This is a genomic window from Apibacter sp. wkB309 (genome assembly GCF_002964915.1).
Lineage (GTDB): Bacteria > Bacteroidota > Bacteroidia > Flavobacteriales > Weeksellaceae > Apibacter.
In genome coordinates, this window is record NZ_PSZL01000001.1 from 263423 (window position 1) to 290291 (window position 26869).

The 26869-nt window shown below is 28.8% G+C and carries 25 protein-coding genes and 1 tRNA gene; 11 read left to right on the top strand and 15 right to left on the bottom strand.

What is annotated here, in order from left to right:
* Positions 1-257 precede the first annotated feature (257 nt).
* Complete coding sequence (locus C4S75_RS00995; protein WP_105296450.1) at positions 258-1895, top strand: fumarate hydratase; 1638 nt, start codon at positions 258-260, stop codon at positions 1893-1895.
* A gap of 80 nt (positions 1896-1975) precedes the next feature.
* On the opposite strand, the gene C4S75_RS01000 is transcribed toward C4S75_RS00995, so the two are convergent.
* The 4 genes from C4S75_RS01000 to C4S75_RS01015 form a co-directional block, all read right to left on the bottom strand.
* Positions 1976-2920, bottom strand: a complete 945-nt coding sequence (locus C4S75_RS01000; protein WP_105296451.1) for a carbohydrate kinase — start codon at positions 2918-2920, stop codon at positions 1976-1978.
* Between the two features lie 11 nt (positions 2921-2931).
* Entirely contained in the window at positions 2932-3942 is a 1011-nt protein-coding gene (locus C4S75_RS01005; protein ID WP_105296452.1) for a LacI family DNA-binding transcriptional regulator, read from the bottom strand.
* A gap of 19 nt (positions 3943-3961) precedes the next feature.
* The gene (locus C4S75_RS01010; RefSeq protein WP_105296453.1) at positions 3962-5305 is read right to left on the bottom strand and encodes a sugar porter family MFS transporter; all 1344 of its coding nucleotides are present in this window, start codon (positions 5303-5305) and stop codon (positions 3962-3964) included.
* Between the two features lie 460 nt (positions 5306-5765).
* Positions 5766-6344, bottom strand: a complete 579-nt coding sequence (locus C4S75_RS01015; RefSeq protein WP_158254191.1) for a DUF4136 domain-containing protein — start codon at positions 6342-6344, stop codon at positions 5766-5768.
* A gap of 176 nt (positions 6345-6520) precedes the next feature.
* On the opposite strand from C4S75_RS01015, the gene C4S75_RS01020 reads away from it, so the two are divergent.
* Both C4S75_RS01020 and C4S75_RS01025 read left to right on the top strand, forming a co-directional pair.
* A complete protein-coding gene (locus tag C4S75_RS01020; RefSeq protein WP_105296455.1) occupies positions 6521-7294 on the top strand; it encodes a threonine/serine exporter ThrE family protein in 774 nt (257 codons plus the stop codon).
* Positions 7281-7841 (top strand): threonine/serine exporter family protein, encoded by a 561-nt coding sequence (locus tag C4S75_RS01025; protein ID WP_105296456.1) that lies wholly within the window; start codon positions 7281-7283, stop codon positions 7839-7841. The genes C4S75_RS01020 and C4S75_RS01025 overlap by 14 nt, the downstream gene beginning before the upstream one ends.
* A 231-nt stretch (positions 7842-8072) precedes the next feature.
* Here C4S75_RS01025 and C4S75_RS01030 read toward each other — a convergent pair whose 3' ends face one another.
* Positions 8073-9071 (bottom strand): acyltransferase family protein, encoded by a 999-nt coding sequence (locus C4S75_RS01030; RefSeq protein WP_105296457.1) that lies wholly within the window; start codon positions 9069-9071, stop codon positions 8073-8075.
* A 522-nt stretch (positions 9072-9593) separates the two neighbouring features.
* Here C4S75_RS01030 and C4S75_RS01035 point away from each other — a divergent pair.
* The 4 genes from C4S75_RS01035 (at position 9594) to C4S75_RS01050 (ending at position 11310) form a co-directional block, all read left to right on the top strand.
* Complete coding sequence (locus C4S75_RS01035; RefSeq protein ID WP_105296458.1) at positions 9594-10133, top strand: hypothetical protein; 540 nt, start codon at positions 9594-9596, stop codon at positions 10131-10133.
* 7 nt (positions 10134-10140) lie between these two features.
* Positions 10141-10485 (top strand): hypothetical protein, encoded by a 345-nt coding sequence (locus tag C4S75_RS01040; protein WP_105296459.1) that lies wholly within the window; start codon positions 10141-10143, stop codon positions 10483-10485.
* 46 nt (positions 10486-10531) lie between these two features.
* On the top strand, positions 10532-10876 hold the full coding sequence (locus tag C4S75_RS01045; protein ID WP_105296460.1) for a hypothetical protein: 345 nt from the start codon (positions 10532-10534) through the stop codon (positions 10874-10876).
* A gap of 71 nt (positions 10877-10947) precedes the next feature.
* On the top strand, positions 10948-11310 hold the full coding sequence (locus C4S75_RS01050; RefSeq protein WP_146105539.1) for a hypothetical protein: 363 nt from the start codon (positions 10948-10950) through the stop codon (positions 11308-11310).
* 319 nt (positions 11311-11629) lie between these two features.
* On the opposite strand, the gene C4S75_RS01055 is transcribed toward C4S75_RS01050, so the two are convergent.
* The 10 genes from C4S75_RS01055 to C4S75_RS01100 form a co-directional block, all read right to left on the bottom strand.
* Positions 11630-11703: transfer RNA gene (locus tag C4S75_RS01055), tRNA-Met, on the bottom strand.
* Positions 11704-11774: 71 nt separating this feature from the next.
* A complete protein-coding gene (ctlX, locus tag C4S75_RS01060; protein ID WP_221404041.1) occupies positions 11775-12719 on the bottom strand; it encodes a citrulline utilization hydrolase CtlX in 945 nt (314 codons plus the stop codon).
* Positions 12712-13632 (bottom strand): dimethylarginine dimethylaminohydrolase family protein, encoded by a 921-nt coding sequence (locus C4S75_RS01065; RefSeq protein WP_105296462.1) that lies wholly within the window; start codon positions 13630-13632, stop codon positions 12712-12714. Before C4S75_RS01065 ends, ctlX begins: the two co-directional genes overlap by 8 nt.
* 109 nt (positions 13633-13741) lie before the next feature.
* Positions 13742-14812 carry a glycosyltransferase gene (locus C4S75_RS01070; protein WP_105296463.1) on the bottom strand — a complete coding sequence of 357 codons (1071 nt, stop codon included), beginning with the start codon at positions 14810-14812 and terminating at the stop codon, positions 13742-13744.
* Positions 14813-15361, bottom strand: coding sequence for a serine acetyltransferase (locus C4S75_RS01075; RefSeq protein WP_105296464.1), 549 nt, complete (start codon positions 15359-15361; stop codon positions 14813-14815).
* Position 15362: 1 nt separating this feature from the next.
* Entirely contained in the window at positions 15363-16514 is a 1152-nt protein-coding gene (locus C4S75_RS01080; RefSeq protein WP_105296465.1) for a glycosyltransferase, read from the bottom strand.
* Positions 16511-17533, bottom strand: coding sequence for an acyltransferase (locus C4S75_RS10220; RefSeq protein WP_105296466.1), 1023 nt, complete (start codon positions 17531-17533; stop codon positions 16511-16513). Before C4S75_RS10220 ends, C4S75_RS01080 begins: the two co-directional genes overlap by 4 nt.
* An 11-nt stretch (positions 17534-17544) precedes the next feature.
* Positions 17545-18681 carry a glycosyltransferase gene (locus C4S75_RS01090; protein ID WP_105296467.1) on the bottom strand — a complete coding sequence of 379 codons (1137 nt, stop codon included), beginning with the start codon at positions 18679-18681 and terminating at the stop codon, positions 17545-17547.
* A 13-nt stretch (positions 18682-18694) separates the two neighbouring features.
* Positions 18695-19621, bottom strand: coding sequence for a glycosyltransferase family A protein (locus C4S75_RS01095; RefSeq protein WP_105296468.1), 927 nt, complete (start codon positions 19619-19621; stop codon positions 18695-18697).
* Between the two features lie 12 nt (positions 19622-19633).
* The gene (locus C4S75_RS01100) at positions 19634-20800 is read right to left on the bottom strand and encodes a glycosyltransferase (protein WP_105296469.1); all 1167 of its coding nucleotides are present in this window, start codon (positions 20798-20800) and stop codon (positions 19634-19636) included.
* Positions 20801-21060: 260 nt separating this feature from the next.
* On the opposite strand from C4S75_RS01100, the gene C4S75_RS01105 reads away from it, so the two are divergent.
* The 4 genes from C4S75_RS01105 (at position 21061) to C4S75_RS01120 (ending at position 26763) form a co-directional block, all read left to right on the top strand.
* Complete coding sequence (locus C4S75_RS01105; protein WP_105296470.1) at positions 21061-23298, top strand: patatin-like phospholipase family protein; 2238 nt, start codon at positions 21061-21063, stop codon at positions 23296-23298.
* Between the two features lie 231 nt (positions 23299-23529).
* Complete coding sequence (gene ybeY / locus C4S75_RS01110; protein ID WP_105296471.1) at positions 23530-23946, top strand: rRNA maturation RNase YbeY; 417 nt, start codon at positions 23530-23532, stop codon at positions 23944-23946.
* A 46-nt stretch (positions 23947-23992) separates the two neighbouring features.
* Positions 23993-25861, top strand: a complete 1869-nt coding sequence (gene mnmG / locus C4S75_RS01115) for a tRNA uridine-5-carboxymethylaminomethyl(34) synthesis enzyme MnmG (RefSeq protein WP_105296472.1) — start codon at positions 23993-23995, stop codon at positions 25859-25861.
* Between the two features lie 89 nt (positions 25862-25950).
* Positions 25951-26763, top strand: a complete 813-nt coding sequence (locus C4S75_RS01120; RefSeq protein WP_105296473.1) for a class I SAM-dependent methyltransferase — start codon at positions 25951-25953, stop codon at positions 26761-26763.
* The last annotated feature ends 106 nt before the right edge of the window (positions 26764-26869 follow it).

Genomic DNA, 26869 nt, shown 5'->3' on the forward strand with positions numbered 1-26869 from the left:
GCTAAATTGATTTAATTTTCAATAAATATTTATTATAGAGAGGGTTGAAGAATTATCAACCCTCTTTTTTTAATCTTTTTCTAAATATTTCTCTTATAAAATTATAAATATAAACCACTATTGAAAAAAATGTTTTTTCTTTATTTATAATGATTATAAATTTCGTACTAGTCTTTAAAAGCGGTAAATGTCATGTTTTATAAATCTATTAATCTATAATTTTAGCGCTGTTAAATTTATAAAACTAGGCTTACTATATGGCAACACCGGATTTTAAGTATCAAGAAACTTTTGAACAAGGAAAAGATCTTACAGAATACTATTTACTAACTAAAGATTATATCTCAACCTCTACATTTGAAGGAAAAGAAATTCTTAAAATAGAACCGGAAGGTTTAACTTTGCTGGCTCAACATGCATTTCATAATGTTGAATTTTTACTTCGTCCGGAACATCAAAAACAAGTAGCAAGTATACTATCAGATCCGAGCGCCAGTGAAAACGACAAGTTTGTGGCTCTTACTTTTTTACGAAATTCCGAAATCTCAGCTAAAGGAATTCTTCCTTTTTGTCAAGATACCGGAACAGCGATTATTATGGGAAAGAAGGGCCAACTGGTATGGACCGGTGGAAATGATGAAGAAGCTTTATCTAAGGGAGTATACAATACTTTTACATCTGATAATCTGCGTTATTCTCAAAATGCTCCTTTAGACCTATATAAAGAGGTGAATACAGGAACCAATCTTCCCGCTCAAATTGATTTATATGCAGTAAACGGACAGGAATATAAATTTTTATTTGTTGCAAAGGGAGGAGGTTCGGCAAATAAAACTTATTTATATCAAGAGACTAAAGCATTATTAAATCCCGATAAATTATTTCCTTTTTTAGTAGAAAAAATGAAATCGTTGGGTACTGCTGCTTGTCCTCCTTATCATATTGCTTTTGTAATTGGAGGAACATCGGCTGAAACTAACTTGAAAACAGTTAAGCTTGCTTCTACTAAATATTATGATAACTTGGCAACATCAGGAAATGAAGGCGGGCGTGCTTTTCGGGATCTTGAAATGGAAAATAAGCTATTGAATGCCGCTCGTGAATTAGGGTTAGGCGCACAATTCGGGGGTAAATTTTTTGCACATGATATCAGGGTTATACGACTACCAAGACACGGAGCATCTTGTCCGGTTGGAATGGGTGTTTCTTGTTCTGCCGATCGAAATATTAAAGCAAAAATAAATAAAGACGGTATTTGGATTGAAAAATTGGAAGATAATCCAACCCGATTAATTCCGGAACAATATCAAAAGGCGGGAGAAGCCGGAGGTGTTAGGATTGATTTAAATCGGCCGATGAAAGAGATTCTTTCCGAATTGTCCCAATACCCTGTTTCTACTCGTCTATCTTTAACCGGAACTATTATTGTAGGACGGGATATCGCTCATGCGAAACTGCAAGAAAAATTGGACAATGGAGAAGAGTTACCTCAATATATAAAAGATCACCCTATTTATTATGCCGGGCCGGCTAAAACACCTGCCGGGTATGCTTCGGGATCTATGGGGCCTACTACTGCCGGAAGAATGGATTCTTATGTGGATTCTTTCCAATCCCATGGAGGGAGCTTAATTATGATTGCAAAAGGAAACAGAAGCCAACAGGTTACAGACGCTTGTCATAAATACGGCGGTTTTTATTTAGGAAGTATAGGGGGACCTGCTGCAATTCTTGCACAAACGAATATTAAACATTTAGAATGTTTGGAGTATCCTGAACTGGGAATGGAAGCTATTTGGAAAATAGAGGTTGAAAACTTTCCTGCTTTTATTCTCGTGGATGACAAGGGTAATGATTTCTTTCAACAGATAAAAAATACTTCGTGTAACTGCTAATTAATTTTATCTTTATATTTAAAAAGCAGCTTATATTATTAAGCTGCTTTTTATCTATATAGAGAAAATATTAGTGTATGCTAATTGATTGTTTGATCTTCTATAAAAGTGTTACTGTTTATCGATTTGTCCTGTTTGAATTTTTGGAATTCTTCTAAATCATATACCGGACATGCTCCTATGTGATTGGTTATAAAAGCCCCCAAAGCTATTGCTTCTTTCATAGCATCTAAATTTGAGAACCCTTGAGCTCTTTTAGCTAAAAATCCGGCCAGAAAAGAATCACCACTACCGACTGTATCTTTTATTTCAACTTGTATGGCTTCTGAATATATATATTGATATTGATCACAATATACAGCTCCTTTACTTCCTTTGGTTACAATTAGTCCATCTAAAGAGAATGTTTTACGAATATATTTTACGGCATCTTCTTCAGATGTATATTCTTTCCCCACCCATTCTAACAAAAGCCTTAATTCTGCCTTATTCATCTTTACTAAATCAGCTTTTTTCATAAAATCGATAATCGATTCTTGAGAAATATATGGAGGTCGTAGATTGATGTCAAAAACTTTATATGGCGCAACTTCTATTAATTTTGCCAAAGTGTTTTTGGATAAATTATTTCTGCTTCCTAAACTTCCAAATACAAATCCTTGTGAATTCTTTACTAAATTTTCATATTCATCTTTCCATTCTATAAAATCCCAAGCTACGGGTTCTACAATGGTATAATGAGCTTCGTTATTTTTATCTATTTCTGCTATTACAGTACCTGTGTTGTATTTTTCGCTTATCTGGCATTCTTCTGTCGGAATCGCTGCTTCTTGTACTTTATTAAGCAATTCTCTGCCTAATTCATCATTTCCAACACAACTAATCATTCTTCCATCAACACCCATTTTATTAAGATGATATGCAACATTAAATGGAGCTCCTCCTATTTTCTTTCCTGATGGGAATATATCCCATAATATTTCTCCAAAACAAATGATGGGCTTCGTATTCATATTATTTTTCATTATGTATCTTATTAAGAAGATTGTTTTATTATTAATTTGGAGTTGTACACTCTCGGTTTGAATTTTAAATTTTTATCTTCAATCATGCCGGTAATTATTTCTACAGCTTCTTTGGATATTTCATACAAAGGTTGTTTTATATGACTTACCGGTACTTTAAAGATGTCAAAGGCTTCTGATTCATCAAAGGTAATTAGTGCTAATTCTTCGGGTATTCTTATGGTTAACGTCATTAATTTTTTAAGTCCTGCCAATGCTAATTTATTTGTTGCAAAAAATAAGGCATCAATGGGTTCTTCTTTTGATAGTAATTCATCTATAGCATGGGAAACTTCTATATCTATTTTCGCTTCATTAATGTATTTTATATTTTCTGATTTAATAGTTAACCCTCTATCCAACACAGCTCTTTTATAGCCATTTACTCTTTCATTTATATGAATTAATTCCGTTTGAAATGATAGTATGCCTATATTCTTTTTTCCTTTTTTTATTAAATGTTCTGTGGCTTGATAGGATGCTCCGTAATTATTAGTAGTAATTACGGGTATTTCCATATTATTAGTAAAATATCTGTCTATTAAAACTATCGGAGCATTGGTTTTAGCTAAATCCAATATATACTTTTCTGAGCCTTCTACCGGTAGAATTATAAAACCATCCACCTGTCTGGTAAGAAAAATATCTATTAATTGCTGCAATTTTTCTGCGTTTTCATCGGAACTTCCAATTAATATTACATATCCTTTGTTGCTTATCTCATCTTCAATAATCCTTGCAATTTGAGAAGCGAACGGGTTGGCAATATCTGCAACCAACAGAGCAATGGTATGGGTTTTTTTGGCTTTAAGACTTCGCGCTATGCTATTGGGTCGGTAATTAAGTTCTTTAGCTGCATTTTTTATTTTTTCTGCTGTTAGTTTACTTATTCTATCGGTATGACGACCGTTCAAAACATATGAAACCAACGCAGTCGAAACTCCTGCTTTTAAAGCAACATCTTTAATTGAAACTCTTTTCATAGTAATTGTATTTTATAGCTTAGTCAATAAGTCCTAATTCTTTTTCAATTTGTTCTAAAGATTTTCCTTTAGTTTCCGGAATCCAAAATTTAACAAAAATAAAGGCAATTACAGTAAATATTCCAAAAATGCCAAATAATGCACTGTCTCCTAAATTTGCTCGTATAATTGGTGCAAAATATACCGTTAAAAATGTACATCCCCAGCTAACTGCAGTTGAAAAAGACATTGCTAATCCTTTGATTCTATTAGGATAAATTTCTGATATAATTACCCACATTACCGGAGCAAAGGATGCAGCAAAAAAGGAAATATATCCTAATAAGGCTATTAAAACTCCCACACTATTTTTTTCAGGTTGCAAGAAAGCATATGTCAAATATCCTAAAGAAACAGCCATTCCAAAAGCTCCCCATAATAAAAGAGTTTTACGACCTTTAGAATCCACTAATTTCAAGGCAACTATAGTCATTAATACATTTACAATTCCCACGATCATGGATTGAAGTAAAGCTGTATCTCCACCTACTCCGGCAGAACGGAAAATATCCGGTGCAAATATTAATACAGCATTTATACCGGTAATCTGCTGGAATGCTGCTATAAGGGTTCCTATTGCAACTATTTTGCCAGTCTTTCCGTTAAATAATTCTTTACTGCTGGCTTTTTCTTTGTTCTTTTCAGCATTTATGGATTTTTCCATTTCAGGAAGTTCGTTTTTCACATAACTCTCTCCTCCTATTTTATTAAGAATTTCTACGGCTTCGTCTTTTTTCCCCTTAGCTAAGAGCCATCGCGGACTTTCCGGAAATGAGAATACTAAATATAGTAAAAAAATGATTCCGAATAGGGCCGGGACTCCCAACATATACCTCCAACTTTCTTGACCTAAATTAATCAAGAAATAATCAAAAACATAGGCTAAAAAGATACCGATGGTTATTGCAAATTGATTGAATGATACCAATGTTCCTCTTTTATTGGCCGGGGAGATTTCTGAAATATACATGGGGCCTACTACTGAAGTTGCTCCTACAGCGAAACCGGAAAGAACCCTGAAAATAGTTAACCCTATAAAGCTGGTTGCAAAAGCACAACCTAAAGATGAAATTATATATATGATTGCTGTAATAATCATAACATTTTTACGACCGTATTTTTCAGCAATGCTACCGGTGAAAAAAGCTCCAATTAAGCAACCAATCATTAAAAAACTGGCAACCGTACCTAATCCGCTATCGCTTAAACTGAAATCTTGCTTTATGAGATCATTGGCTCCGGCAATTCCTGCCATATTTAAACCAAATAATAGACCTCCGTTTACTGCAACGAAAGTAATCCAATATAGATATTTTGTATTCATATTACATTTATGTTTGTGGTTTCATGCAGTAAAATTATATCATTTAATCGATTAAATGATTTTATTTGAAATGAGTTATATCATATTAAAGAATGATAATATTTTTATAAGTGTGGAGATTGATAGTATGAAATTATATTTCTTATTTTTTCAAATGATTCAAAAATAATTTTATTAAATGTAAACGAAAATGAATTCTTAAATTTAAATATTGTTAGTTAAAAAAAATGATTCTATAACTTTAAAAAGATATCTAGTTTGGAAAATATAAATCTTTTATCTTTCTTAATCTGCTGTTTAAACGTTTAAACATTTGCTACAGACTTAAACATACTTTATAATTCTTATATGTTAAAGCATCATACAAACTTACTTAAGAAAGCTATATATTAACCTAATAATATAATTCTTTGTACTAGTCCTATATATTTATATAGGGTGATATATCATTAAATTTAAACTAATTGTAATAGTTAGTTTTGCTTGGTTTGGATTTTCTAATTTTCTTAGGCGGATATTTCTTAAACAACAAATTAATTGATGAATTATAAAAAGAAGTTCTAGAAGCGGTAGAGGTATTAAAAGGTTTAGAATCTACAACTTTTGATGTCCAAACTAAATTCTTAGTTTTTGCATCATCAAAATCGATTTTAAACGAATAATTAACAATTTTATTATTATTTTTTATGGGAATATCTACATTAGTACCTAATCCAAACCAACCACTTCCTCCTCCAATTCCTAAATTGACCGAACTGTTGGCAGGATGTGTAAGTTGGGTATAAACTTCCACGGCTACATAAACATCGGGGTTATCAACATCTTTTATTAAACCTTTGGAAAGCAACACCGCATCCAGGTTTTTCATAAAATTTGTACTGTCTATTTTATTATTAAGTTTTACTTTATTATCTGCATAATAATTATAGGTTTTTACTGTAGAAAAATTATATCCTGAATCATAATCTACTGATAAATTATTGGTTTGACATGAAACCAATATAATTAATAAAATAAATAACAGCCAATGTGATTTCATATATTTATATAATTTACATTCAACATAAGTTAACAAATTTACTAATATTTTAATCATGTTTTACTTGCCTATCTAAATTATGTGCCTTTTATGTGATTGTTATCAGGTTTACGTTATTTTATCTCAAAACTCTACTTCCTTGTTATAATTTTACACCTGTTAATTAATACTTCTTTATGACTGATACTTCAATTGAAATAAAATTTGTAAGTGAAGTTATCTCAGATATTGCTATAAGCCTTATCATGAATGGTGCAAATACTTCGCGAACATTAAAAAATACGCAAAGAATAGCCGGGGCTCTTGGTTATGAAGCTGATTTATTTTTTTCGTTATCAGGCGTTGTACTTAGCGTGAGAGATAAGAAAACTCATGTTATGCATACTATAGTTCGTGCTATACCTCATATTGGAGTAAATTTTGAAATTGTTTCCGAGATTAGCATATTATCATGGAGAGTGATTCATGAACAAATGAATGTTAATGCCGTTAATGAACAATTTAATTCTATAAAGAAAATTAATCATTACCCGAAACCCGCCATTTGGTTTTTTGTAGGACTTGCCGGAGCCAGTTTATGCAGGATTCTTAATGGTAGTTGGATTGAGTTTTTTATAACTTTCCTTGCGACTGTTTTGGGAATCCTTTCCAGACAATTTTTAACTCAAAAAAAATTCAACATTTTTATAATTTTTACTATTGCTTCTTTTACTGCCGTATCTGTTGTGAATATTTTTAGATTAATCACCGGCCTTGATCTTAAAAGTGCTTTTGCTGCCAGTGTTTTATTTTTAATACCGGGTGTGCCTTTGATTAATTCTTTCATAGATATTTTAGAAGGATATGTTACTCAGGGGATTGCCAGGGGCATACACGGATCAATGTTAATTTTTGTTATCGCTATGGGCCTATTTTTATCATTATTTTTATTTGGATATGGATTTAATTAATTTTTTTACCGTTTGTGAGAATGTAACTATTTGGGAAAAAATATTTTGGTCTATGTGGGTATCCATAGGCTTTGCCGTTATATTTAGAACGCCTTACCGTTCGATGTGGGTGGTGGCTTTGTTAGGAGCTATGGGGTTTAGCTGCAGAGCTGTTTTATTACATTATTTTGTAAATCAAATTGTATTTTCAAGTTTTGCGGCTGCCAGCTTAGTAGGTATATCCGGCGTTTATTTCGCTCATAGAGTACACACCCCTCCTATTGTATTTACGATTCCCGCTGTCATTAATATTATTCCCGGTAAAATGGGTTATGAGTTTATGATTTCTTTGATCGAGGTTATGACTTTAAAAGAAGGAGAACCTCTGCAATTTAATTATTTAGTAGAAATGCTTGAAAAAGCTACTCGTACAGGGTTTACTTTATTATCACTTGCATTTGGTGTTGTTTTTCCTTTATTAATTTTTAAAACCAGATCAGTTAAACAAACTAATCTCAATCAATTATTATTTAACAAGCTGGTTCATATTAAGAAGAAAAATGAATAAATGATTTGTTAAACAAATTGAAAGTCTTATGATATAAAAGATTATTTAACTGAATATATTTATAATTTATCTCCATATACTTAATTGAGTTATAAAGAAAGTGAAATTCAACCATTTAATTTTTTAATTAATTATTTTTCAATTCGTTTTTGTTAGTTTAATACTATTTAGTAAAAAAAACAATCATATAAAACTATATGATTGTTTTTTATAATATCTTTTATTTATTAATTATCTTTTTATTTTTTGAAACATCATTTCAATTAATTTCAACGGATTCATTATTAATTGTATAATTTTTAGCTTAGTTAAAAACAAACATACTAAAGTAATTGTTATAGCTGCTAAAATATCAACTACAAGTGGTATATGACTGAAATGTTTTGTAACTATCCCCCAATATACAGGATATACGATCATAATATGTAATAAAAGGATACCCAAACTAGCGGAACCAAATTTATAGAAGGTATCCGGAATAATATTAAAAAATGCTGCAGAACTGAATATGGCAAAAACAAGAAAAATCAACCTTTGAATCAATCCATCGGTAATGGTAGGAAATACACTATAGGAATATCCACCAAATGTGGTGAATGCATGATAGCTTGTTCCATATAAACAAACCCAGATACCAAAAATCGTGAAAAATAATACGGAATATATTTTTTTAATATTTTTTATTCTAGACCAGATATCTTGTGGGGCATAATATCCTACAAAAAAATGGGGTATAAAAACCAAGATTCTTAGTGCAGAAACATAATCAGGATGTAATATAGGATCTATTTTTATGAATCCAACAGCTAAAGAAATAACAATTGAAATTAGTAAGCTTGCCCATGCCGGTATATTAAACTTTTTTATTAGTATTATAAAATATCTCCAAAGTATTAATCCCGCAAGATACCAGAGCGGACCTATGGGTAATAGTATATATCGTACGATATTGAAATGACCGGCAGCCATGGATGGGATTGAATAAAAAAGCTGAAATAAATAATATACCAAAACAAAACCTAAGAAGAATTTTTTAAACTTATCCCATGTTAAATTTTTTGAGAAATAACCTGAAATAATTATAAATAAGGGTATTGTAAAGGTTGAAGAAAAAATGTAAATCAAAAGTTTGATTTTAGATGTAAATAAATCATATTCACAGGTATGTGCTAATACAACAAAAAATATTAAAATGAACTTAGCGGAATCTAAAGATTTATTCCTTTCCATAAAAAAATAAAATTATTTAATAATAAACTATTTGTATAATAAATGCAATTTAAAATATAATGATCTGTTTATAAACATATAGATCCGAGTGTTAATTATAAATTTAAATGTTCTTAAAATTTATAAAAATCCCCAACTTCATATAAATAAAAATTTAACTTTATTTACCGACCTTTCCAAAAGTTCAAAGCTTCTATATTTTTATAAAATTGGTCAAATATACATATAAAATGTTAATGCAATTCATACAATATTCATGAGTGAAAAGTAATGATAAAAATCACTTAAACAAATAAAAATCAAAAAATTGTTTATTTTATATTAATAAAATATATATTTTTACATTATATTTAAAACTAATCATACTATGAATTATATTTATTTTTATATAAGATCAACACCATTTGTTGTTAATTTTTTTTATTTCTTTTTCCCTCAACTCCTATCTTTTCTCAAAAAAAACAGTGGCAACTAAGTACTGGAGGAAACCAAATTAATTATACCGACCTTGAACCTATTGAAGTGGTAGGTAATAATTCCTTTTTACCGGATTATATATCCGGTGCATACCATAATGCAGTAGCAAGTGGTCAATATGGAAGATATAGCCCTTATAAGCCGGATGCATTTAGTTTCAGCTTGGGATTTTCTTTTCAAGGAATCTTTGGAGAAGCAAGCTTAAGTATTGGAATTGCAGTAGCCAACGATGATGCGGCTTTAGTTGTGGAAACTGGAGGTGGTCTGGGAATAAAACTGAGCATACCGGGGGTAAAAACCGGGGCTCAATTTGCTTTTCATGATAACTATGGGGATAATAAAGATGTTTTAAAAGGTCTTTCCGGAACGGATGTTAGCTGGGGAGGCTCCTTTTTGGTAGGAGGTGTTTATTCAACGTCTGTATTTAATGAAGATGGTAAACTTAAATATGATCCAAGCGGAGTACGAACTATTGGAATAAATGCCGGATTGGGGTTCGGAGCGGGTGTTGCTGTTTCTAAATCCGAAACTTTTAGATTAAGCAATGGTATTCGTCAGTTAAGTAATTGGTTTAACAATAAATAAAAAGATAATGAAAAAGATAATTATTTTATTATTAGGAATTAGTCTATTAAGTTCTTGCTTAAAACCTGATTGTGAAGGGATAGTGGATTTTTACAGAAAACAAGAATGTACTATAATTTTAGAAAAAGAACCTTCAACAAGTCAAGCTTATTTAGATTTATATGGAGCGGATATGAATACAGGAAAACCCTGTCATTGCAAAGATAACGGTCGTTGGTGGTCAACATTTAGTGATAATATGTCTGTAGGAGATACTTTAATTAAACGAAAAGGGGAATTAGTTTTTTATATTCATAAAAAAGATACTATTTTAAGTTTTCCTTGGAGATGTGAGGGTAAAGTGTATCAATAAATTTTATTGCAACTATATTAAAATGGTATATTGCACGTTTTTTATGATGAAAAAGATAATTATTTTATTATTGGGAATTAGTTTATTATGTTCTTGTTTAAAAATTGATTGTGAAAAAAATGCTGATTTACATAGAGATGAAGAATGCATTATGATCTTAGAGAAAGAGCCCTCAACAAGTCAAGCTTATTTAGATTTATATGGAGTGGATATGAATACGGGGAAACCCTGTCATTGTAAAGCTAATGGGCGTTGGTGGTCAACATTTAGGGATAATATGTCTGTAGGAGATACGTTAATTAAACGAAAAGGGGAATTAGTTTTTTATATTCATAAAAAAGAAACTATTTTAAGTTTTCCTTGGGAATGTGAGGGTAAAGTTTATAAATGATGAAATATTTAAGTCTAATATATTTATTGTTTTTGGTTACTTCATGTACATTTATCCATACTAATAATAATATGGATAAAAAGGAAGCAGAAAAAATATTAAAAGTATATTTTTATAACCTTGCTTACGAATCTGTTACATCTAATGACAGCTTATATAGTATTGATTTTTATACAAAAATATCGAAAGATAAACTGCATAAAATCCACAACTCATTGAAAAATAAATTGGGAAATTTGATTGATTATAAACTAGATAAATGGGAAACCAGAGTTGTAAGCGGAACCCAATCTTATTCAGAGTATGGATTTGTTTATACGGTAATATATGAGAAAGATTCAGCAACTGAAATTTTTAAATTAAAAAAAGATGATAAAGGGAGAATAAAAATATATTATCATGATATATCTTCTTTAGCCTTATTAAATGATTAAAATTTCATTAATAATAAAAAAATCATTATTTAAAAGTAAAAAGTTTTTATAATTTTTACATCCTATTCTTTGTCCTACAGATTTAACGACTCAATTTCTTCGTTGTGGAATAGACTATAGTCATAAGATATCTAAAGAGTAACTTTAATAACAAATTTATGGGAAGTAAATCATTCTATTAAAAATAAAGGAAAATTTACTATAATAGGATTTATTTACAGAGCTTATTTAGATTTCAATAATGAATGAAAATAAAGGATAATAGGAAGGTTTCTTATATAAAAAACCCTCATAATTCTATATGAGGGTTATAATTTTGTAGCGAGGAGCAGACTTGAACTGCCGACCTTTGGGTTATGAATCCAACGCTCTAACCACCTGAGCTACCTCGCCAATTAATTCGAGGTGCAAATATAACGGGATTTCATTAATTTACAAAATTATTTAATCTTAAAAGTCGATTTTTAACTTTCTGCTTTAGGCAAAAATATTTCTGCTAACATACATCGTACGCCACCGCCGCCGTATTTTTCAATTGTGGGAATATCAAACACCAATATTTGACTGTATTTATTTATGGCATTAATTTGGCCTGCATTCAAGGATTGGTAGGCTGTATTGGACATTACTAAAAATCTTTCTTTTTTATCGTTTTCCAGTTGTAAGGTATTTCCTAAAAAATGATTCATTTGTTCTTCTGAAATGATAATCACCTCCTTTTTCGTAGTTTGTAAAAAGTCTATTACTAGTTTTCTTTCTTTAACATCTTGGATGGATTCTTTACAAATTATGGCGAAATCTTCTGCTACGCTCATCATTACATTGGTATGATACACCGGGTATCTTTTACCATTTTTTTCTTGTGTAGAATGAAAAACTACAGGTGAGAATTCCAAATCTTCACAAAACTCTATAAAAAGCTCTTCATTGGTTCTTTCTGAAATGGCAGCATAAGCGATTTCATTAGTACGATCCAATACCATGCTTCCGGTTCCTTCTAAAAAAATATCTTCCTCTTCAGCCCGACTATAATCTATTATTTCATTAATTATAAATCCTTCCTTCTCTATACTATCCAATATATCTTCTCTTCTTTCTACTCTTCTATTTTCAGCATACATAGGATAAAGCACAACTTTACCGTCTGAATGGAAAGAAATCCAGTTATTTGGAAAAATTGAATCCGGTGTATGCGGTTGCTCCGTATCTTTAACAACCAAAACATTTATTCCGAATTTTCTAAGTTTTTCAACCATATTTCTGAATTCTTCCTTTGCTTTTTCTTGAATAGATTCTACAGAAACTGAATCGTTTTGTTGGAAGAAATTATTTTTTGCTGTTTGATAATTATACCCAAAGGAAACGGGTTCTATCATCAATACGGTATTTGTTATCTGCTTATTACTCATTTGTACGTATTAAAGGTAAGGTGGAACATCTTAGAAGGCCTCCCATTTTTGAAATTTCATGGTATGGAACTTTTTCTACTTTTATATTCCATTCGTTTTCCATAAAATTATTAAGTCTTTCAAATTTATTTTCCGAAATAACCACTTCCGGTGAAATGGAAAATACATTAGTATTCATGTAATACAATTCTTCGTCAGTTACTTCAAAGACATTATTTGTGCCAAAAAAATCAAGTAAGAAATGATAATCTTTTTCATTTGCAAAACCTCCTTTGTAAAGAATAGCTTTATCTTTTCCAACAGGCATAAAGGTGCAATCGAGATGTAAAATTCCGTTTCTCGGATTTTTATCATCTTTTTTTAACGGTAAATTTATAAAGGTTTTAGTAGGAAATAAATCTTTTAAGTAATCTATAGCATATTGGTTTGTTCTCGCTGTTTTAATATTCGCAAAGTCTTTTCCTTCATAAGCTCCGCAAAAAACTACCTCATTATGAGGTATAATATCCCCTCCTTCAACTTTTGCTTTTTTAGGAAGATTATAAATATTCTGAAAATATATGGATTTGAATATTTCTTTATAAGCATAGAGTTCTTCTGCTCGATCTGCAATCATATTAGATATAATGATCTTATCTTCTATAACAAAGGCTACATCTCTTGCAAATACTTGGTTATAATCTTTTAAAATTTCGGGAGATAAAACCGTAACATCATATTTTTGAAGGGCTTTTTTAAATTCCTTCATTTCGTGTATTACGTCTTCTTCTATAGGGTAACTGTTGTTTTTTACATTTTCATAAGACTTTGCATCATAAGTTTCATTTAGTTCCGGTGTTTTTCCCATAGAACAGGGTTGACCTAGAACAACCACTTTCAGCTTTGATGTTTCATTTTTTATGTTGAGCTGCATAATATTTCATCTAGTTAATTGATTAAAAAAAATCAAAGTTAGTTCAAATTTACAGAAAATTTATTTTTAAGGAGTTTCACTGTTTATTAACGGGCTTTATTCGTCTAAGTTAGTTTTTATTAGCTTCCAAAATTTTTTCATATTGGTAAATGATCTTATCTTTTGAAAATCTATTTTTTATGGAATTTTTTATACGATTTTTATCGTATTTCTTAATTAATGTTATTTTTATCTCCTCTGCAAAATTTTTATGATCTTCAATGGAAATAATTCTTCCGTTGACATTTTCTTCAATTATTTCATTAATTCCTCCTTTACAATTATTTGCTAATGAAAATGTTCCGGTAGCTCCTGCTTCTAACAATACATTGGGAAAACCTTCATATCTGGAAGAGAGGATAAATAAATCTGCATTTTTTAAATATGGATAGGGATTAGTTATTTTTCCTAAAAATTTTACATTCTTAATTTGTAAAGAATCTTTTAATTCTATCAATTTTTCTTTATCGTCTCCCTCTCCTATGATATATAAAAATATATTTTCATTTTTTAGGTATGAAAAAACTTTTAATAGATTGTCAAAGCCTTTACGATAGGAAAGATTGCCGATAGCCACTACATTTTTATAGCCTTCGAAAAATGGAAAATTCATAGATTCGAGTGATTTTGCTTCAACTGCATCTACATCCACCGGATTATTGATTTTTATAATCTTTTTCTCACGTATTTTTAGGTTGTTTATAAGATCATATTTCATATCATCACTCTGTGCAATGACGGTATCAAAATTATTGTAAAAACGATAAAAAAATCTTATTTCCGGCCGGGTTACATGTTGGGAAACTATATTGGTTTCTCTTGCTATAAAACGTATTTTCGGAAAAAAGGGTATTATGGGTGCTAAATAGGCCGATACTTCACCCCATCCGCCAAAAACAATATCGGGTTTTAATGTTCTAAGTACCTTAATTATGGGAAAAAATGCATTTCTTATTCGAGACGTTTTTATATCTATAATTTCAATATTTTTATCTAAAAGCTCAAGATAATATCCTTCTTTCCTCATTAAAAGGAGCTTTGGAGTAAATTTATTTTTATCCAAATTATTTATAAGCAAAGTAATTATTCTTTCTGCCCCGCCCATATTTAAATCCGGAAGTATAAATAGTATAGTTTTCATTTACACTTTATTGTTAATATATCCTTCGGTTGCTTTTTCATTGGGTTGTATTTGAGCTACATTTCCAATTACAATTGAATTATCGGGAATATCTTCCGTAACATAGGCATTGGGCGCGATCAAAACATTATTTCCTATTTTTATATTGCCTACAAGTACTGCATTAGTACCTATCCATACTTCATCTCCTATAACAGGTACTCCTGCTTTTTTGCCTCTGTTCGTTTTTCCTATGGTAACTCCGGGAGCTATATTGCAGTTTTTGCCAATTTTTACTTTGGGATTTATGATAACTGTTCCCCAATGACCGAGGTAAAAGCCTTCTCCAATTTGTGTTTCCGGATATATCTGAAATCCATATTTAGTTTGGTAATGATATAAAATCAATCGATATAAAGTTCCTAATATCGATTTTTTTGGATATACGGATGCTTTTCTTAAAAAATATATATACCGAAAATTGGGATTTATTAGAGCTTTTCCTAAAAATTTCCCCGGCCATTTTCCGTATATTCTGAAATAATCTTTTTGTATTAAAGAGTTTGACATTTTATAAATTGTCTAAAATAGTTGTTAATCGGGATACAGCATTCTCTAATGTAAAGGGTAATTCCTTGTTGTTCATTTCTTGTACATATTTTTGGGTGATTTCGGGTTGTGTTAAAAATTGTTTCATTCCGGTATAAATCCCTTCTTCAGAATTTTCAACGATTTTTCCTAATTTTCCTTCTTGCAATATTTCGCTGACTCCGGAAACATCCGTAGCTATTATCGGCTTTTTCAACGTTAATGCTTCAAATAAAACGGTTGGATATCCTTCATATCGTGAGGATAAAATAAAATAATCAGCATTTTTAAAAAATGGATATGGATTTTCTTGATAACCTACCATTTTTACTGTATCATCCAAATTCAATGATTTAATCAAAGTATGGATATTTTTAAAATCATACCCGTCTCCTACTATATAAATTTTATGCTTATATCCTTCTTGTAAAAGCCTTTTATGCATTTTTATAAGTCGGTCAAAACCTTTCTGTGGAAAAACTGTACCAACAGCTACAAAAATCTTTTCATTCTTTTCTTTTGTAAAAGTAAAGTTAATATCTTCTTCTGATTTTTTTATAATTTCTTGAGAATCAATTGGATTATAAATTCTAATTAGTTTTTCTCTGTCCTCTCGGGTTGTGGCTAATTTTTCGAATCCGGATTTAATTTTTTCAGATATTACCCATATTTTATCTGCTTTAAAAAAATTACTTAATTTTTTGGTTGTATATTCTGATATGCTGAACAAATCATTATGAACCCAAACTACCTTTTTTGAGGTTTTTATTGGACTTTTTAAAACTTCTTCCAACAGTCTGTGATTGGCAATAAGCTCTATATCATAATTTTGTTTTTTTAAAATAAATTTATAAAGTGCTATAGGAAATAATTTCAACAGTTCTTCATAGGATCTTCTAAAAGCTTTAACGGGTATTTCCCAAGGTTTGTTTGTTGTTATCATTTCTCCTTTATGTAGATGATATACTGAGACCCAAGAGGGAACGTCTTTTAAATATTTTCCTGATTTAAGATTTAATAACAGATCTATTTCATATTTATTTTCGGGTAAATTTTTTAAAAATGTTACTAAAACTTTTTCAGCTCCTCCATGACGTAAGGATCCTATTCTAATAAGTATTTTCTTTTTTTTCATCTTAACTTTAAAAAATTTTTTAATTCATTTGAAAGTTTTTTTTCAATTAGATGATAAAGTATATATGAAAATAATATTATGCTTAACATCATTAAAATGTAGAAAAAATAATTTAATAAATCAATTTTAAATATTCCCGGAAAAATATCAAAATGCTCCTTCAATAAATTTGGAATAAATGGATGAAATAAATATAAAGAATACGATATATTTCCTAAGAAATAAAGCGCATTTAGATTTATTTTTATTTGAGAAAAATCAAAATTAATTACGCTATATACGATGAATGTAAAAAAAAGTAATAATCCTATTTTATTATTTATTTTAACATAATTGAATAAAAATAAAATCAATATAAACATTGATACAACAATTAATACCAATGAAATATGAAAATTAGTTATTATAATTTTATTTCTAAATAACCCTAATAATACTCCTACCAAAAAGTAATTTAGCTGAAAGCTTGAAATCATATTTAGATAACTATTTTGATATTTAAAGTGTTGTAAACTTATAAATATCATAAAAAATATAAGCAAAACTTTATATTTATAATGCCCAAATAATAAGCTTATTGCAAATATCAAGTAAAAAAACATTTCATAGTTTAAAGACCATCCTAAATATAAAATAGGGAATTCATTATACGGAATAAACATTATGGATTTTATAATTTTAATAAATACATTCCAGTTAAAAGAATCAATAAATATAATATACCAAACTATTGTTAATATAGTATACAAAGGAGCAATTCTAATTATTCTTTTCTTTATAAATAATTTTGAATACTTATATTGACTTTGTAAAAAATTATCTTTTGTGGTATATATCATTATAAATCCACTAATGATAAAAAATAATTCTACTCCATACAAACCTTTTGCAAATAAAAAATCTCCTAACTTACTACTATCATTTAAATTAATCCAATAACGTGTATGAAATCCACATACAAGCAATGATGCTAAACCTCTTAAACATTGAACATAGTATAATAATTTCTTATTTTCCATTTTGAGATTAGTTAGTTTTTATCTAAAAGAATTTTCCATGTTGAAATAATGCTGTCCTTTTTCCACTTTTTAGATTCTTCATAAGAAGATTTATTTAATTTTTTTAACAACTCTTCATCAGTTATTAATAATTGAAGCTTATTTGTAAAATCTTCTTTATCATGATGCTTTATTAGAAAACCATTTTTATTATTTACTATTGAAGCAGGACCAAATTCACAATCATAAGAAATCAAAATATTGCTACAAAACATAGATTCAACCAGTACCAGACCAAAAGCCTCAGATTCTGATGCTAGTACTAAAATTTTACTTTTCATCATATAGTTACACACCTCTTCTTTTGTCTTATTTCCCAATATCCCTATATGTGAATGAGGATGATCTTTTACATAATTTTCTAAATAACTTTTTTCAGGTCCTTCTCCGATTATTTTAAAATTCCACCCTTCTTTTTCTTTTAAATTAGAATATATTTCCACTAGTTGCCTTATATTTTTTTCAGGATGAAGCCTTCCGACAAATAAAATGGTATTTTCTTTTTCTTCACAACATATAAATGGCATATTCTCAAAAGGATCACCTATGAGGTTATAAATTAAATAGCTGTTAGGATTTATCTTTTTATAATGTTCTTCGGATTCTTTATTTATATAAATAATTCCTTTTAAATTTTTGTAATATGGTCGCATAAGGGTATTCCAAAATAAACCTCCCATCTTATAGTTTATGTGTTCCCACGCCCATGTTTTCTTATTTATTCCTTTAATGGTGGACAACATGCTTGAAAGCGTATATCTGCAAGAAATTATGGTATCATAATTCTGTTGGTTTTTTTTTAACCATTTTTTTAAAAGGCAATATACTCCGTATTGATAAATATAATTTTTAATGTTTTGTTTCTTTGGCAACCACGAAAAGTATTTGTTAATTAGTACCATTGCCTGAAATGATTTTGTATTTCCAAAAGAATTTAAAACCACTGACTTGATTTTAGGGTTTAAATCGTATAGAAATACCTCATTTCCATCCAAACATAAAACCGTTATATCGAACTTAGTACATAGTTCATTCATTAAATTAGTTAAAACGGTTTGTACTCCTCCGGATTTACCTAGTGAATAGGTTATAAACAATAACTTTTTCATTTTTTTATTACAGCTATCTTTTATTTATAAAATAATATATATAGCTAAATGGCAATGTTAAAACACTCATGGTCTTAATTAAAGGATTATTAATGTCTGCGATATTTGACGCTAAAGATCTTTTATTTAAAAAGGAATAAAATTGAAATCCGATTAAATTTCTAAGCAAAGTTTTAGGATATGAAAATAACTGATAGCTATAATTGTTTAGCATGGCTCTATATCCCTCTCTTAATCCGAAAATATTTTTCCCCTTCCAACGGGTATTGGAAACCGATTCTGAATCGTTATCGTCTTTATGATAAGTACGAATTATCTTATTAATAAATTTTGTTTTTAACCCTTTTGCATCGTAAATGGTAAAGAAAACACTTTGAGGAATATAGCCTTTATTTTCATAAATTAAATAATCAAATTTATCCAATTCTCTTTGATAACTTTTTGTTATAAAAATACCATTTTTATCTCCCTTTACTTTGTATTTATATCGCATTTCTAAAATAGAACCTATAAATCCGTTTTCGGGGAAAAAACTTCCTACTAAATTTCCTTCCGTATCTGCTGAATGTCCAATTACTCCAATATATTGATCTTGATTTTTAATGCTGCAGACTTCTTCATACAATATTTCAAATGAATTTTCAGGCCAACTATCATCTGAATCAATAATTACAAAATAAGGTGTTTTTACCTTCTTAATTCCTTCAAATACGGTAATAAATTTATGACGATTTTTTCCTTTATAGTATTCAATAGGAATACTATTTTCATCTATATATTTTTGCACCAACTGACTGGTCGAATCCGTAGAACCATCATCCATAATTATCCACATAAATTGTTTAAATGATTGTTTTTTTAGTGATTCATAGACTCTATCGAGCGTATGAGCCCTATTATAAGTGGGTGTTATTACTGTTATTACGGAATTTTTTTCCATTCATTGATTTTTTTACTTTGTTAACAGCTTTTCTATTTCTTTATATATAGTAACAGGTGAAAAATTTTCTTTACATTTTTTATTATTTTCGATAAAGAATTGCACTTTTTTTGGGTCAGACAACAAAATTTTCATTGCTTCGTATAGGGCTTGTTCATTCTTACTTGGAATGAATATACCATTTTCTTGGTCGACCATCATTTCTCTAATTCCTCCAACATCGGTAGTTATAATCGGCTTTTCCAATATAAGACTTTCTGCAATAACTAAAGGATACGCTTCTGAAAATGATGGAAGTATAAAATAATCTGCTTCTTTAATCAACGGGTAGGGATTACTATGTTCTCCCAAAAATATAAATGTTTCTCCTATACGATATTCTTTTACTTTTTTTAGTAATTCTTCTTTATATTCTCCCTCTCCAACGAGATATATTTTATGATATAATCCATCATCAATAAGCTTTTTATGGGCTTCAATTAAAAGTTGATAACCTTTGCCCGGTTTTATTCTTCCAACTGATATAAATGATTGTATTGAATCATTTTTGTGTGAACTGATTTTTATATTTGGTTTCAGCTTGGATTTAGCTATGATATCTTCAACCTCTATTGGATTATAAATAATCTTAGCATTTGCAGCTATCTGATCATTAAAACTTTTTGCACTTTCCATAGTTTGTTGTGAAACATAAACCATGGTATTAAATCTCAAAAATTTAGCTACAAATTTCTCTTTATTTCCATTTATGGTAATATTTTTTATATCACCATGCATCCAACCTATTTTTTTGGATTTTCGATTAGGACTGTTTAAAACATCATCGTAATTATAATGGAAAAAAGCTATTTCAACATCTTGATCATAGAGTTTTAGATTTTTATATAATAATCGAGAAAATTTTGAATACAATTTTAATTTTGCAGCCCTAGTGATTAATTGGAATTTTTTTATAAAAGAATTTGAATTCATAAATTCTCTTCCTTTTCCTATATATTGAACTTTAATGGATTCCGGTATTTCCTTAATTAATTCTCCTTGATATAGATTCAACAATAAAGTAATATCAAAAATATTCTTATCTAAATGATTTAAAATATTTAGCAAGACTTTTTGAACACCTCCGGTTTCCATGGATCGGATTCTAAAAAGAATTTTAGTTTTCTTTACTTTTTCCATTTATATAAGTAAAATATAATATATAGATAAATCTATTTTTAATATTTTTTTAATTATTTGTTTTAATCGCTATATCTCAATTAATAGTTATAAATTTTAAATTCATTATATATGAATAGTACCATCTTTCCTTTTAAAATAGATTTTAAAAATAAATGTAATACTAAGTATATTTTTAAGTAAATCTAAAAAAAACTTACCAATTCTTTCTATTTTATTATTACTTATATAAATTACATGTTTTTAATATATTTGCTATTATGAAATTTTGTAAAAAATACTTATTATTTTTTATTTTACTAATAGGAAATTTATTTTACGGTATAAATAGAGATTCAACTTTTATATCAATTCAGGATTCTTTAAATCGTAGACCCAAAGTAGGCTTAGTTCTTAGTGGCGGAGGTGCTAAAGGGTTCGCTCATGTAGAAGTTATAGAAGCTATTGAAAAAGCAGGAATTAAAATTGATTATATAAGCGGAACCAGTATGGGTGCCATAGTGGGTTCGTTATATGCTGCAGGGTATTCTCCTAAAGAAATGAGAAATATCATTAAAAGCATTGATTTTAACGAACTTTTTTTACAGGACAGAAATCGAAATTTTATTCCATTTTTTGATAAATCTTACAGAGAAAAATATATTTTGACTTTACCCATCTCCAATTTTAAAGTAGTTTTTCCATCAGCTTTAAGTAAGGGACAAGGACCTTTAATGCTTTTAACTAATTTATTGTACAATGTTCATGATATTCATGATTATTCTAAACTACCGATACCTTTCTTATGCATAGCAACTAATTTAGAAACCGGTGACGAAGAACAAATGGAAAAAGGTTTTCTTCCTCTCAGTGTTTTGGCTAGTGGTGCTTATCCTTCTCTTATCGAACCGGTTAAAATTGATGATAAAACCTTAATTGACGGTGGAATTGTTAATAATTTTCCTTCCCGAGCGTTACGAGATAAAGGCATGGATATCATTATCGGAGTTGATTTAGGTAATGGTTTACAAAAAGCGAATGAAATTAAATCTATATTAAATATTATTAGTCAAATTATAAGCTATCGTATCAATATTAAAACGGATTTTGAAAGAAGTTATGTAGATTTACTAATTCGACCCGATGTAAAGAATTATGATGTAACCGATTTTGATAAAAAGGATTCCATTTTGTATAAAGGAAAACTAGCCGGAGAAAAGGCGTTTCCTGAGCTATTAAAAATTGCAAAATTACAAGGGTTTGATACTATCAATAGACCGAGAATACAGGAACTACCTTCCGAAAAAAATTTGTTTATTACCAAACTTTCCATTATTGGTAATTCTTCTAAAGATTCTGTTTATATAAAAAGAAAATTAGGTTTGAAATTACCTCAAAATACCTCTATTACCAAATTAGATAAAGGAATTTCTGCTTTATATTCTACGGGAAATTATAATCGGGTTTTTTATGAGCTAACTTCTGAAAATTTTAATGAAAATCAACAAGTTAACTTATATCTAGATAAAAAAGATAATAATTCCATAAAATTTGGAATCCATTATGATGATGTATATAAAACTTCTCTTTTAGCTAATGTTACTTTAAATAAGCTTATATTAAATAATTCCAATTTATCCATTGATGTAATTTTTGGAAATAATTTCAGAACTAATATAAATTATTTTATAGACAATGGAATATTACCAAGTATTGGATCTAATACGACTTTTAATTCTTTTAATTTTAATTATTCCGATATAAAAAGAAGTGAATATTCATTTAATCGCATTCGATACTTTAATCAACAACTATATCTACAGTCTACCTTAAATGAAAAATATGCTGTTGGTACCGGTATAGAATATAGTTACATGCGCATCTCTCCTTTTTCCTATGATCGAATTAACGAAGTAGATCACAAAAATTTTAATAAAGACGAGAGTTTTTTTTATAATCCTTATTTTTATATAAAGGCTGATACTAGAGATAACTCTAACTTTCCTTTTAAAGGTTTTAAACTAGATGCCTCTGCTAAATATATATTTTATTCTAATGCTCCTAGTTTTGAAAAGTTTTCCACAATTAAAACTCAATTAAGTTATTCAATCCCCTTCGGACGTCGATTGGCTTTAGAAAATCAACATTTTTTAGGAGTATCTTTTAATACGCCTTCTTTACAATACAAATATTTTAACGGTGGTTATTTTGAACAAGATTTCTTAAATTTCAGTAAATTTTTAGGATTACCATTTGCCTATAAATCCGGTGATCAACTATTCTCATTATATTCTTCTTTAAACTATAAAATTTTAAAAAATCATTATGTAAAAATATATGCAGACATGGCTAACGTTGAAGATGAATTTAAAGATATAAGATATTTTAAATACAAATATTTTAGTTATGGAGTAGGATATGGATATGACAGTCCTTTTGGACCTATTAACTTATTATACACATTTTCTACCAATCAAAACAAAGGTGTTTTTAGTGTTGGTTTAGGATATTGGTTTTAACAAAATTGTTACCTATCATTTTTTTCAATCCTATTTTTGTATAATTACTTTATTTAAAAAATTTTTATTCTTTATAATCATTTTCTCTTAATTTATACAGAAAGTATACTTGTTATTAAATGTAAAAGTTATTATAAAATTTAATAGTATTAGTAAATAGTATGAAGAATTTTATTATATTAAAATTTCAGAATTTAAATATTAATTTAGCTAAGTAGAAATTAACAAAAAATGATAAATTATTTTTCAAATAATGATTTTATTTTAAAAAATAAATTAAAAAGAAAAAAGTGGTTAAAAGAAGTTATAGAACAAGAAGCCTGCCGTGTAGGAGATATAAATTATATTTTTTGCTCTGATGAACAATTATTAGAAATTAATATTCAATATTTAAATCATGATTATTACACGGATATAATTACGTTTGATTATAAAGAAAACCAATTAATTTCGGGTGATATATTCATTTCCACAGACAGAGTTAAAGAAAATGCAGTAATTAATAATGAAGACTTTGATCATGAATTAAACCGTGTTTTAGTTCATGGAGTTCTGCATATCATCGGGTACAAAGATAAATTGGAAAAGGATATTGAACTTATGAGAAAAAAGGAAAATACTTATATAGACTTATATAAAAATTATTAAAAATTAATTATAAAAAAATTTTGTTTCACGTGAAACATCTGTTAAAATGATATTAGAAAAATACGATGTTATTGTTGTAGGTGGTGGACATGCAGGTTCAGAAGCTGCCGCTGCTGCTGCCAATTTAGGCTCAAAAACACTACTAATTACCATGAATCTTCAAACTATTGGTCAAATGTCTTGCAATCCGGCTATGGGAGGTATTGCAAAAGGACAAATAGTTAGAGAAATCGATGCTTTGGGCGGTTTATCAGGTATTGTTACTGATAAAACTATGATTCAATTCAAAATGCTTAATTTATCTAAGGGACCTGCCATGTGGAGTCCAAGAGCACAATCCGATCGAATGAGATTTTCGGAAGAATGGCGATTACAATTAGAAAGCATTCCAAATCTTGATTTTTTTCAAGACATGGTTGTTGAATTATTAACAGAAAATGATCAAATTATTGGTGTTAAAACCTACATGGGAGCTGTTATTTATTCAAAAGCTGTAATATTAACTAATGGAACTTTTCTAAATGGTTTAATCCATATTGGAAACAAACAGTTCGGCGGAGGTAGAATGGGTGAAAAAGCCGCATTTGGAATCACTGAAAATCTAGTTAAATTAGGATTTGAGGCCGGTAGAATGAAAACAGGAACACCTCCCAGGGTAGATGGTAGAAGCATAGATTTCTCAAAAATGGAAGAACAAAAAGGAGATATTGATCCACAAAAATTTTCCTATACTAATACACCTAAACTCGACAAACAAAGAAGTTGTTATATTACCTATACTAATGTAAAAGTTCATGAAGTTTTACGTGAAGGATTTGAAAGATCTCCTTTATTTAATGGAACAATTAAAAGTACAGGTCCAAGATATTGTCCTTCGATCGAAGACAAAATTAACAGATTTGCAGATAGAGAAAGACATCAAATATTTGCTGAACCGGAAGGCTGGCAAACTGTTGAATTCTATATCAACGGATTTAGTACATCTTTACCGGATGATATTCAAATTAAAGCTTTACAACTAATCCCGGGATTTGAAAAAGCTAAATTTTTCAGACCGGGTTACGCTATTGAATATGACTACTTCCCTCCTACTCAATTAAAAAATACATTAGAAACAAAAAATATTAATCATTTATATTTTGCGGGACAAATTAATGGTACAACGGGTTATGAAGAGGCAGCAGCTCAAGGATTGATGGCCGGTATTAATGCTTCACTTAAAATTCAAAATAAAGAGCCGTTGGTTCTTAAGAGAAATGAAGCGTATATTGGAGTATTAATTGATGATCTTATTACCAAAGGAACTGAAGAACCTTATCGAATGTTTACCTCACGTGCAGAATATAGAATGAGCTTAAGACAGGATAATGCCGATGAACGATTAACGCCATTAAGTTATACACTTGGTTTAGCATCATTTGAAAGAATGCAAAATTTAGAAAAGAAAATTAAGCAAACGAATAATTGTATAGATTTTATAAAATCAAAATCCATAACCAAAGAAGAAACTAATCCAATTTTACTACAAAAAAATTCAACTCCTATTTCTCAAACTGTAAAAGCTGACAGTATATTGGTTAGACCTAATATATACTTAAAAGACTTGGAAAACATATCCTCAATAAATGATTATATCAAATCAAATCATTTTTCGAATGAGGTTCTTGAACAAGTAGAAATTAAAATTAAATATAAAGGCTATATTGACAAAGAACTTGAAAATGTTGAAAAATTAAATAGATTAGAAAATATAAAAATTCCTTCAAATTTTGACTATTCAAAATTAAATAGTATATCTACTGAAGCTAAACAAAAACTAATGAAATTCAAACCTGAGACTATAGGTCAAGCCAGTAGAATAAGTGGCGTATCTCCATCCGATATAAATGTTTTATTAATTTACATGGGTAGATAATATAAAGTTATAAATAAATGTTCCACGTGGAACATTTATTTATAATCCTAAATATTTTACTATATGATATTATATATACAAAATTGAAAATGAAAATTAAAGATCACTTTTTATCTAATGAAATTTTTGAAATTCAAAAATCTGAATATACCGATATTTTAAAAACTACCCAAATACCTGAAGTTCTTTCAAAATATTATGAAAGTGAAAAATATTTATCCCATTCCAAAGATCAGTCCTTAAAATCAAAAATATATTTATTAATTCAAAAATTGAATGAAAAATATAAATTAAAGATTATTAATAAATACAAAACGTCCGGAACATTATTAGATTATGGTTGTGGAGATGGAACCTTTCTAAAATTCATAAAAGATAAAAATTTTTCAATACTTGGTTTTGAACCAAATATAAAAGCAGCTGAAACAGCTAAATCTAAAATTGGTGAAAATCTTATAACAACTTCTTTAGATTCTGTTGAAAATAATTCTTTAGATGTCATTACACTTTGGCATGTATTAGAACACATCCCTAATCCGGAAAAAATCCTGTCAAAACTAAGATTAAAATTAAAAAATAATGGATATATAATAATAGCAGTTCCAAATTACAAATCTTTTGATGCTAAATTTTATAGAGAATATTGGGCGGCCTGGGATGTACCTAGACATATATTTCATTATTCTAAAAAAGGTGCCATTGATTTTTTTAATAATAACAAGTTTGAAGTAATTCATACGTACCCCCTACCGTTTGATAGTTTCTATATTTCTTTAATCAGTGAAAATTATATGAATAATCCTTTAGGAATTTTTAGATTTCCATTCATTGCTGCCTTATCAAATTTAAAAGGAATGAATGATGGTAATTATTCATCTGTTATTTACATTTTAAAAAAATAAAATTTTCACAAAATTTTTATTTTCAAATCAATAAGTAAGAAAGTTTAAAAGAGGATAATTTGTAATAGTAGATGTTTAAAACTTTAAATATTTATTAAATAAATCT